Origin of the sequence: Eubacterium sp. An11, from assembly GCF_002161065.1 — a bacterium.
Classification (GTDB): domain Bacteria; phylum Bacillota; class Clostridia; order Lachnospirales; family Lachnospiraceae; genus Anaerobutyricum; species Anaerobutyricum faecale.
The window spans coordinates 25,670-35,627 of record NZ_NFLV01000034.1 but is presented as its reverse complement, the minus strand read 5'-3'; the positions used below and the strand labels follow the sequence as shown (position 1 = coordinate 35,627).

Sequence of the window (9,958 nt, the reverse complement as noted above, 5' to 3'; positions counted from 1 at the left end):
TGACTGCGACACCGACGGGTGGAGCAGGTACGAAAGTAGGACTTAGTGATCCGGTGGCATAATGTGGGATTGCCATCGCTCAACGGATAAAAGCTACCCTGGGGATAACAGGCTTATCATTCCCAAGAGTTCACATCGACGGAGTGGTTTGGCACCTCGATGTCGGCTCATCGCATCCTGGAGCTGGAGCAGGTTCCAAGGGTTGGGCTGTTCGCCCATTAAAGCGGTACGCGAGCTGGGTTCAGAACGTCGTGAGACAGTTCGGTCCCTATCCGGCGCGGGCGCAGGAGATCTGAGAGGGGCTGTCCTTAGTACGAGAGGACCGGGATGGACCGTCCGCTGGTGGACCAGTTGTCATGCCAATGGCACGGCTGGGTAGCCAAGACGGGATGGGATAAACGCTGAAGGCATCTAAGCGTGAAGCCCGCCTCGAGATGAGATCTCCTAGCAGAAATGTGAGAGACCCCTTAGAGACGATGAGGTAGATAGGGCAGGGGTGGAAGTACAGCGATGTATGGAGCTGACTGCTACTAATCGGTCGAAAGCTTGACCTCAAGCGGAGAAAGGTCATCACAGACAGGAGACAGGCACACGGAGAGAGCCGGAGGTTCTCACAGGGTGCATGGCTCATGGATGTGGATGGGGTTGCGGAGCAACCACATCGAGGGAACGGAGTTCCCGAGATGACCGTTATCAAAGAAAAACACTTGCAAAAGAATAAGAAACCTGATATAATGTGTGCAGTTTTCAGGGTGCGCCCTGAAAGATATTCCTCGATAGCTCAGTCGGTAGAGCACGCGGCTGTTAACCGCGCTGTCGTAGGTTCAAGTCCTACTCGGGGAGTTCTGGCTCCTTGGTCAAGTGGTTAAGACACCGCCCTTTCACGGCGGTAACAGGAGTTCAAATCTCCTAGGAGTCATATGCCGATGTGGCTCAATTGGCAGAGCAGCTGATTTGTAATCAGCAGGTTAACGGTTCGAGTCCGCTCATCGGCTTTGTCAATTGATTATTAATGGATTATTTGGGGACCTTTAGCTCAGCTGGTTAGAGCAGTCGGCTCATAACCGATCGGTCCGGGGTTCAAGTCCCTGAAGGTCCACTGTTTTTGGCCCGATGGCTCAGCTGGTTAGAGCGCCGCCCTGTCACGGCGGAGGTCGTGGGTTCGAATCCCATTCGGGTCGTTTATCCTTCTTAATCAGGAAGGATGATTAATTTCATATTATGGGATCTTAGCTCAGCTGGGAGAGCATCTGCCTTACAAGCAGAGGGTCATAGGTTCGAGCCCTATAGGTCCCATATATGCCGGCGTGGCGGAACTGGCAGACGCACAGGACTTAAAATCCTGCGGGACTTATACTCCCGTATCGGTTCGATTCCGATCGCCGGCATACCAAAAGAATACGTGGGCATAGCTCAGCTGGATAGAGCGTCTGGCTACGGACCAGAAGGTCGGGGGTTCGAATCCTCTTGCCCACGCTTCTCACTTTTATAGTGAGCAAATTAAATAAAGCGCTATCGCCAAATGGTAAGGCACTGGATTCTGATTCCAGCATTTCCAGGTTCGAATCCTGGTAGCGCTGCTAGAGAGAGACACATTTTGTGTCTCTTTCTTTTGCTTTTTTGGAATTTTATATTTCTGAAAATTGACAAAGTTGATAAGCAGGCTGGAATCATAGATCTGGCATTTCCATTACCTGATGAGGACAAGAAAAGCTATTGTTTTATAATGACCGATATGGTATGATAAACAAAATAGTTCCAATGCGGGAAAGCATTGACGGGTCATAAAGCAAGAATACAGGTAAAGGGGATAGAGAACAGATATGGCAGAAGCACGTATAATTTATAATCCTGGCAAGCTGGTAATGAAGATGTTTTATCGAAAGATGAACCAGGAATCCAGGAAAGAACTGGCAGAGAGAAAGTATGATGCAGTAGGTCTTTTTCAGACAACAGTAGCGGGAGTATTATATTACGCAGACCGTGTTGCGAAGACCAGTAACGTTTATCCGGTGGAGATTAATGGAAGTTGTCCGCAGCACATCATTACACTGGCTTTCTTTGGCGAGACAGCTGCAGTGGAGACAGCAATGAAGATGGTCATCCAGGAGGAGAAAGAGAGAAAGAATCGCTTAATCTGATATAAGCGATACAACAGCTATTGATAAAGATGAGATGGGGTTCTGTTAACATGAGGTATGTCTAATAGAACCCTTTATTTTTGACAGAAACAGAATGCAGGTGAAATCATGTATGAAATGAAAATTCAGGTGAGATATAGTGAGACAGACCGAAATGGCAGAGTGAGGCTCCATCAGATATTAGAATATTTTCAGGACTGTGTAACCTTTCACTCCATGGCTGTAGGACTTGGAATACGGGGAGATGAACAGGAAAACAGAGCCTGGTATCTGATCGCCTGGGACATCCATATTCACAGATATCCGGAAATGGCGGAATATCTGACCATTGTGACGGAACCCTATAAAATGCGCGGATTTTACGGTTACCGTCGTTTTAAAATTGTAGACGCAAATCATAATGTACTGGTGGAAGCGGACTCCAACTGGATTTTTATGGACATTGAGAAAATGATACCGGTTAAAATACCGCAAGATTTGGCAGACAGATATATTTCCAGTCCTGTGGAAGACCAGACAGTGAGAGTGAAAAGAAAGCTTTCGGCTGAAGGAGAATGGGAAGAGAGGGAAACTCTCACGGTGACCAAAGTATTTCTGGATTCCAATGGACATGTCAACAACACTTACTATGTACTCTGGGCGGAAGATGTTCTTCCGGAAGAATACGAGATCAAAGAAGTGAAAGTAGATTACAGGCAGTCTGCCTTCCTGGGAGATACCATCCGAATCAGTTCCATAGAAGAGGAAAAGGGATGGAGAGTTCGTTTTATGAACCAGGACCAGACTTTGATTGCATTGGTGGAATTAAAAAAATAAAGAAAATTATATAAGAAATGTAAGGAGAATATTATGATAGAACTTGGAGTAAAGCAGACGCTCTGCATCGACCATACCACCAGCTTCGGTGTGTATTTATGTGAAGAAAAGAATCTCGGTAAAAAGAAAGAAGATTGTGTTCTTCTTCCTGCGAAACAGGTGCCGGAGGGACGACAGAAGGGAGATAGTGTTGAAGTCTTCGTCTACAAAGATTCTCAGGACAGACCAATTGCCACTACTCAAATGCCAAAAGTAACACTGGGAGAGCTGGCAGAGCTGGAAGTTGCAGATGTGACCCGGATTGGAGCCTTCCTTGACTGGGGTCTGGAAAAGGATCTTCTGCTGCCATTCAGTGAACAGACAGTGAAAGTGAAAACAGGAGAACGATACCTGGTTGGTCTTTATATCGATAAAAGTGACAGACTCTGCGCTACTATGAAGGTGTATGATTTTCTGCGGACAGATTCTCCATACAAAGAAGGAGATACTGTGGAGGGAATCGTATTCGGAAAGAATCCGGAATACGGAGTATTTGTGGCGGTGGATGACAAATATAACGCCATGATTCCTAAAAATGAGGTAGTGAAAAAATTAGAAATCGGAGAAAAGGTGAGAGGCCGGGTCATCGGACTTCGGGAAGATGGAAAGTTAAATCTCAGCACAAGAGAAAAGAGCTACATCCAGATGGACATTGATTCAGCTAAAATCATGGATAAACTGACAAAAAATCAGGGGTTCCTTCCATATCACGATAAATCAGCACCGGAGGATATACGGAGAGAATTCGGTATGAGCAAAAATGAATTTAAGAGGGCCATAGGAAGACTATATAAAGGACACAGAATTGAGATCACTGACAAGGGAATCAAAAGCGTATGAATAAAGCGGCATTTGATATCAATACTTTCTGGTTTTATACGGTATTTCTTCACATTGCCGGTTCCATTATATTCAGCCTTCTGGGATTCTTGCCGCTGGGCACAATGCTGGGCTTAACTGGATTATGGGGAATCGGTCTGTATCTGTCTGATAAAAGCCGCAAAACCATAGGAATGGTGGTTATTGGATGGCTCATAACGGGAGCCATCACACTTACCATGCCAGTTTCCTATGGAAGCAGTCTTTTGATGAATCTTTTAATGCTGTTGTTGGTGTATTACGTATGCCGGCTGCGGCAGGTATCTGTATGGGAATACTGTGCATTCAAAAAGATTCCATTCAGACAGTGGGGAATACTCTTGCTGCTGACCATTGCATTTTTAGTCATTGCATCCTATATCAATGCAGTGTCCATGCTGTTTGTGCAGAATATGACAGCGGTTTCTCTTCAGGGAACAGGGCATTATTTCCTTCAAAGTATTTTAGTTTTTGCAATATTTCCGGCTGTGGCAGAAGAAATTCTCTTCCGGGGATACATTTTCAGAGGAATCATCAACAAAAATGTGGCAGTGATTGTATCTGCTCTCATGTTTGCCCTGCTTCATATGAACTTTAATCAGATGAGCTATGCTTTTATCATGGGCTTGCTGTTTGCCTTGGTGGTGCGCATTACCGACAATCTCTCGGCAACGGTTTTAATCCATCTGCTGTTTAACTTTTATAATATTTTTACAGCAGCATTTCCGGAGAACCCGGCAGCATCATTTTTCCAGGGTATAAACATCGGTGGGTATCATCTGATGGCAGCTTCCTTTCTGCAGGCATCCGGCAGCTTTGATTTTTCTTTGCTGGTCATCGGAACCGTGACAGTGGCTGCGGCTTTCATCGTGGTGGCTGTTTTGCTGTGGATTTTGAAAAAAGTCAGAAAAGAAGAGAAAGATCTGAAAACGGAACAGCGGGTAAAAGAAGGCCTTCCGTGGAAACCGGACCGGGCTTTCTGGGTGGGCTGTGCTGCCTGTGTGGCCATCGCTGTTTCCTATGAATTTATTATTTAAAAATATATAAAATAAAACCGGGACTTCCGTCAGACAATCTTAGGTCGATGGAAAATCCCGGTTTTATTTATTTTGAAATCTTTATTGGAATTGTTGTTTTATTTTTTGTGCTGATGTTCCAGAGCCGCAGCAAGGAATCCTTTAAAAAGAGGATGCGGTTTGTTCGGTCTGGATTTGAACTCCGGATGAGCCTGCGTTCCAATGAACCAAGGATGTTCCGGAATCTCGATCATCTCCACAATACGGCCATCCGGAGAAAAACCGGATAACAACATGCCGTGTTCCTGAAGAACATCACGATATTTGTTATTAACCTCGTAGCGGTGACGATGCCGTTCCTCAATGGTTTTGGAACCGTAAAGCTCCAGAGCCTTGGAATTATCTGCCAGCAGACAAGGATAAGCGCCGAGACGGAGGGTGCCGCCCAAATCGGTGATTCCTTCTTTGTCAGGCATAATGTGAATGACCGGATTGGTGGTCATAGTGCTGAACTCATTACTGTGAGCGTCGGCCAGTCCGATGACATTGCGGGCAAACTCTACAATAGTAAGCTGCATACCCAGACAGAGTCCCAGGTAAGGAACTTTCTGTTCTCTGGCGTAGCGGATAGCACAGATCATACCTTCGATACCCCGGTCACCAAAACCGCCGGGAACGATGATTCCATCCACATCGGAAAGAAATTCGTCAACATTATAATCACTGATCAGCTCGGAATCGACCCATTTGATCTCCACTTCAGAATTATTGGCAACGGCGCCATGCTTCAATGCTTCCACCACACTGATATAGGCATCATGAAGGGACACATATTTGCCAACCAGAGCAACTTTTACTTTATGTTTTGGATTCTTCCAGGCCTGAACCATCTCAATCCAGTCGCCAAGATCCGGCTGCGGACAATCCATATTCAGGCAGTCGCACACAACATTTGCCAGCTTTTCTTTTTCCATGGCAAGCGGCAGCTCATAAAGAATATCCACATCAAGATTCTGGATGACTCTCTTCTTAGGGACATTACAGAACTGCGCAATCTTTTCTTTGATGCTGTCGTCCAGAGGAAGGTCGGAACGACATACCAGGATATCCGGCTGAATACCCATACCCTGCAGTTCTTTGACACTGGCCTGCGTCGGTTTGGTTTTAAGCTCTCCGGAAGCTTTCAGATATGGGATCAGCGTCACATGGATGAGAATACAGTTCTCATGTCCCACATCATGCTGGAACTGGCGGAGCGCCTCCAGGAAAGGCTGACTCTCAATATCGCCCACGGTTCCGCCAATCTCGATAATAGCTACCTCTACCTCTGAAGCGTCCTCATTGTGATAAAAACGACTTTTAATCTCATTGGTGATGTGCGGGATAACCTGTACGGTATTGCCGCCGAAATCTCCCCGTCGTTCTTTGTTCAGAATACTCCAGTAAACTTTACCGGTGGTAACGTTGGACTTTTTATTTAATTTCTCATCAATAAACCGTTCATAATGTCCCAAATCAAGGTCGGTTTCCGCCCCGTCATCGGTAACAAAAACTTCACCATGCTGAATCGGGTTCATGGTTCCCGGATCCATATTGATATATGGGTCAAACTTCTGGCTGAATACTTTGTAACCTCTTGCTTTTAGAAGACGCCCAAGGGAAGCTGCGGTGATTCCTTTTCCTAAACCGGAAACAACTCCACCTGTGACGAATACGTATTTCACTGGCATGGATTATCCTCCTGTCTTTTTTCACTTTTCTCACATTAATTATTCCATTATACTATATGTCCTGTCTTTTTTCCAGATAAAAATTAACCGGACCAAATCGAAAAATTGTGCGTATTGCACGAGAATATAGGGTAAAAATATTTTCAATGCATAGAAGTATAAAAATATTTTCAGAGTTGTAAAGAATAATAGGTCAATTTAAAATTATAATTAGATATTTTCTGACGAATTTCTAATGAATACAATAATGATACACTATCAGAAAATGTAAACAATGATACATTATAACGCTTTTAGGGCATTTGTCAACGAAAACCGGAAAGGAGGAGATGAAGAATAATGGATGATCATTGTAACAGCGAGGCAACCGGAACTGCCTCGCTGTTGTTGTGTAAGAAATGGTCCGCTATGTGACTTTTGTTATATGTCATGCGAACGAATTTTGCGATTATATAACTATTGTGCTTACATCTTTTTCACAGAACGCCGGTATTCATTGGGCGTCATCAGAGTTTTTTTCTTAAAGGCCTGTGAAAAATAGGACTGGGAGGAAAAGCCGATGAGTTTGGAAATTTCAGCGATGGAATAATCGGTGTTTTCCAGAAGCTTTTTGCTCTCGTCAATTCTTTTTTCGTTGAGATAACTGATCGGGGAACGGATATATTTTTTGGTAAAGGAATGGACCAGATAATATTTGTTCATTCCGCTCTCTTCCGACAGAGTATCCAGGGTGATATTTTCTGCGTAATGTTCATCCAGATAATCTTTTATGTTCTGACAGTCCTGACTGGATTTATCTTCCATGAAAGAAGTGCAGTTAATGTGTGTATCCCGCTGCAGGAAGATCAGCAGAAGTTCCATATAGTGGTTACAGACATCTTCAAAAGAAAGGGACTGTGTCTGCACTTCGGTTACAATTTGGCTGATAAAAAAGGAATATAAATCAGATGGACATTGACGAATAACATAAGGCTGTTCAAAAATGTTCTCGTTCTGGATAAAATATAAGTATTCTATCCCCAGGATAACGATATCGGTTGGGTTCTCATCAATCTGAATCGAAAATTTCTGCCGTTCCGGATTCATAAGAATCAGTGTACCGGTCTGAAAGGAAATATGATAGTTCTCATAATGCAGCTGTCCGGAGCCTTTTTGCACAAAAATCAGTTTGGCGTAAGGGTGACCAGGAAACACATCGGATGTCGGGGTATCACAATGATAAAGATTAATATGAGAAAGTCTTACAGGAGCCTGCATGTGTAAATTGTGATGTTGTATAGTGTGTCTAAGTTGTTTCATATGTCTCTCCTTGCTCTGTTCCTTTGTAATTCTTTTATTATATTGCTGAATGGAAAAGTCTGCAAGAAAAGAAATCTTAATATTTTAAACAATTCAATGAAGAATATTAAGAAAAAATAAAGAAAAGGGAATTGCACTTTGGAGGTTTTTGTGGGACAATAAGAAAAACGACAGAATAAAGGAGAAAATACGATGAGAGAACCAACCCTTGTTGTACTTGCCGCAGGCATGGGAAGCCGGTATGGCGGACTGAAACAGATGGATCCGGTGGATCCGGAAAAACATACTCTTCTGGATTTTTCTGTGTACGATGCAAAGAGAGCCGGATTTAAAAAAGTAGTTTTTATCATCAAACATGTCATTGAGGAGGACTTTGTGCGCATGGTCGGCAGCAGAATGGAACCGTTTATCCAGGTGGAATATGTTTTCCAGGAGCTGGACAAGCTGCCGGAAGGTTATACGGTGCCGGAAGGAAGAGTGAAGCCTTTTGGAACCGGACATGCGCTGCTGTGCTGCAAAGACGTGGTAAAAGAGCCATTTGTGGTCATCAATGCCGATGACTATTATGGACCGAAGGCTTTTCAGATGATGTATGATTTCCTGACTACTCATGAAGATGGAGAAAAGTACAGTTATGCCATGATCGGTTATTATATTGAAAATACGATCACAGAAAATGGTTCCGTGGCCCGGGGAATCTGTCAGGTGGACAAAGATAATTGTCTGACAGATATTGTGGAGCGCACCCGCATTGAGAAAAAAGGCAGCGGTGCAGCGTTTACGCTGGATGAAGGAAAGACCTGGGAAGATATTCCGGATCATACGCTCATCTCCATGAATTGCTGGGGATTTACACCGGGCATCATGGATGAGCTGGATAAACAGTTCCCTGTTTTCCTGGATACGGAAGTGAAGGAGAATCCTCTGAAAGCGGAATTTTTCCTGCCAAATGTGGTGGGAGAGCTTTTGAGGGAAGAAAAGGCTTCTGTAAAAGTGCTGGAATCTGAAGAAAAATGGTACGGTGTCACTTATCAGGAAGATAAGCGCACCGTCATGGAAGCCATCCAGGCTAAAAAGAATGCGGGTCTGTATCCGCAGGAGCTTTGGAAATAAGCTCTTTTTGATCAAGATCAATATGCTGACAGACCGGGTCACTGCCGGCCGTCCGGATAGAATTCTGATATTGGGACGGCGGCATCCCGGTAATTTTTTTGAACTGTTTGGAAAAATAGTGGATGGATGTATAACCCAGCGCCCGGGCGGTGTCTGTCAGATTCATTTTGTTCTCGCGGATCAGCTGTTTGGCGGCCCGGATCCGCATCTGGCAGAAGTATTCGATGGCGCCCAGTCCGGTCTGTTCCCGGAATATCCGCTGTAAATGAGCGCGGCCGATGGAGAACTCCCGGCAGATCTGGCTGATACTTACTTTTTCCGAAATGTGTGCCGCGTAATAATCGGTAATTCTGTTTAAAAGGATAGAATCCGCCTTGGAAAGGGAGGAAGCGGCCTCTTCTTTTTTGATGGGAGGAGAGACATACTGACGCATGAGACTGATCAGGAGCATCTCCAGGTACATGCCGATGAGCTGTTCGCCGCCAAAAGGCTGGTTGAGCTTTCGCTCCAGGCTGTAGAGCGCGGAATCATCTACCCGCACGGAAAAATTGCTGCGGCCTTCTTCGGAAAGGTCAGACAAAAGCCGGAGTTCCTGTCTGCCGCAGTGGAAAATGCGGTGAGCCAGCAGGGACATGTTGGTCGAATCACAGTAAAAACCGCAGGTAAATAACAGCGGCGTTGTCTGCTGTGCCGCCTTGAAAGAATAATATTCATGAGGGGCCTGGATATAAAGCTGCCCTTTTTCCAAAGTAATCGGAGAAGATTCATGACCGGAACGCAAAATGTCGCAGGCGCCCTCTTCCACATACAGCAGCTTCCAGCAGTCGTGATATTCACTTTTAAAAATAAAATCACTCTTATATTCAAAAAAATGAATGGATGAGATGGCGGAGACTGAGAACTCCTGTTTTAATGTTAAAGCTTCTGTAGGCATGGCTGTTTCCCC

At 44.7% G+C, this 9,958-nt stretch carries 8 protein-coding genes, 9 tRNA genes and 1 rRNA gene; 15 read left to right on the top strand and 3 right to left on the bottom strand.

Annotated elements, in window-relative coordinates; genetic code table 11:
* From B5E53_RS16400 to B5E53_RS16335, 14 genes are all read left to right on the top strand, one after another.
* Positions 1-554 (top strand): 23S ribosomal RNA (locus B5E53_RS16400); the annotation flags it as partial.
* Positions 555-770: 216 nt separating this feature from the next.
* Positions 771-843 (top strand) — tRNA-Asn (locus tag B5E53_RS16395).
* 4 nt (positions 844-847) lie between these two features.
* Positions 848-919: transfer RNA gene (locus B5E53_RS16390), tRNA-Glu, on the top strand.
* Positions 920-922: 3 nt separating this feature from the next.
* A tRNA-Thr gene (locus B5E53_RS16385) sits at positions 923-995 on the top strand.
* 30 nt (positions 996-1,025) lie between these two features.
* Positions 1,026-1,099 (top strand) — tRNA-Ile (locus tag B5E53_RS16380).
* Positions 1,100-1,107: 8 nt separating this feature from the next.
* Positions 1,108-1,181: transfer RNA gene (locus tag B5E53_RS16375), tRNA-Asp, on the top strand.
* A gap of 42 nt (positions 1,182-1,223) precedes the next feature.
* Positions 1,224-1,296, top strand: a tRNA-Val gene (locus B5E53_RS16370).
* Positions 1,297-1,301: 5 nt separating this feature from the next.
* Positions 1,302-1,388 (top strand) — tRNA-Leu (locus B5E53_RS16365).
* Between the two features lie 14 nt (positions 1,389-1,402).
* Positions 1,403-1,476, top strand: a tRNA-Arg gene (locus B5E53_RS16360).
* Positions 1,477-1,508: 32 nt separating this feature from the next.
* A tRNA-Gln gene (locus B5E53_RS16355) sits at positions 1,509-1,580 on the top strand.
* A 243-nt stretch (positions 1,581-1,823) separates the two neighbouring features.
* On the top strand, positions 1,824-2,141 hold the full coding sequence (locus B5E53_RS16350; protein WP_087316988.1) for a BMC domain-containing protein: 318 nt from the start codon (positions 1,824-1,826) through the stop codon (positions 2,139-2,141).
* Positions 2,142-2,249: 108 nt separating this feature from the next.
* Complete coding sequence (locus B5E53_RS16345) at positions 2,250-2,957, top strand: acyl-ACP thioesterase domain-containing protein (protein WP_087316985.1); 708 nt, start codon at positions 2,250-2,252, stop codon at positions 2,955-2,957.
* A 33-nt stretch (positions 2,958-2,990) separates the two neighbouring features.
* The gene (locus B5E53_RS16340; protein ID WP_087316981.1) at positions 2,991-3,836 is read left to right on the top strand and encodes a S1-like domain-containing RNA-binding protein; all 846 of its coding nucleotides are present in this window, start codon (positions 2,991-2,993) and stop codon (positions 3,834-3,836) included.
* Entirely contained in the window at positions 3,833-4,891 is a 1,059-nt protein-coding gene (locus tag B5E53_RS16335; RefSeq protein WP_087316978.1) for a CPBP family intramembrane glutamic endopeptidase, read from the top strand. The genes B5E53_RS16340 and B5E53_RS16335 overlap by 4 nt, the downstream gene beginning before the upstream one ends.
* Before the next feature lie 98 nt (positions 4,892-4,989).
* On the opposite strand, the gene B5E53_RS16330 is transcribed toward B5E53_RS16335, so the two are convergent.
* Positions 4,990-6,600, bottom strand: a complete 1,611-nt coding sequence (locus tag B5E53_RS16330) for a CTP synthase (protein ID WP_087316973.1) — start codon at positions 6,598-6,600, stop codon at positions 4,990-4,992.
* Positions 6,601-7,065: 465 nt separating this feature from the next.
* Positions 7,066-7,899: an AraC family transcriptional regulator gene (locus tag B5E53_RS16325; protein WP_087316970.1), complete on the bottom strand. Its 834-nt coding sequence runs from the start codon at positions 7,897-7,899 to the stop codon at positions 7,066-7,068.
* 192 nt (positions 7,900-8,091) lie between these two features.
* On the opposite strand from B5E53_RS16325, the gene B5E53_RS16320 reads away from it, so the two are divergent.
* Entirely contained in the window at positions 8,092-9,012 is a 921-nt protein-coding gene (locus B5E53_RS16320; protein ID WP_087316967.1) for a sugar phosphate nucleotidyltransferase, read from the top strand.
* Here the strand turns inward: B5E53_RS16320 and B5E53_RS16315 are convergent.
* A complete protein-coding gene (locus tag B5E53_RS16315) occupies positions 8,969-9,946 on the bottom strand; it encodes an AraC family transcriptional regulator (protein WP_087316964.1) in 978 nt (325 codons plus the stop codon). The two genes, B5E53_RS16320 and B5E53_RS16315, sit on opposite strands and share 44 nt — an antisense overlap.
* Positions 9,947-9,958 lie beyond the last annotated feature (12 nt).

Bases quoted from the DNA above. Each gene is read 5' to 3' on its own strand.
- B5E53_RS16325 (WP_087316970.1), bottom strand. From the start codon at position 7,899: ATGAAACAACTTAGACACACTATACAACATCACAATTTACACATGCAG.
- B5E53_RS16330 (WP_087316973.1), bottom strand. From the start codon at position 6,600: ATGCCAGTGAAATACGTATTCGTCACAGGTGGAGTTGTTTCCGGTTTA.
- B5E53_RS16335 (WP_087316978.1), top strand. From the start codon at position 3,833: ATGAATAAAGCGGCATTTGATATCAATACTTTCTGGTTTTATACGGTA.
- B5E53_RS16340 (WP_087316981.1), top strand. From the start codon at position 2,991: ATGATAGAACTTGGAGTAAAGCAGACGCTCTGCATCGACCATACCACC.
- B5E53_RS16320 (WP_087316967.1), top strand. From the start codon at position 8,092: ATGAGAGAACCAACCCTTGTTGTACTTGCCGCAGGCATGGGAAGCCGG.
- B5E53_RS16350 (WP_087316988.1), top strand. From the start codon at position 1,824: ATGGCAGAAGCACGTATAATTTATAATCCTGGCAAGCTGGTAATGAAG.
- B5E53_RS16345 (WP_087316985.1), top strand. From the start codon at position 2,250: ATGTATGAAATGAAAATTCAGGTGAGATATAGTGAGACAGACCGAAAT.
- B5E53_RS16315 (WP_087316964.1), bottom strand. From the start codon at position 9,946: ATGCCTACAGAAGCTTTAACATTAAAACAGGAGTTCTCAGTCTCCGCC.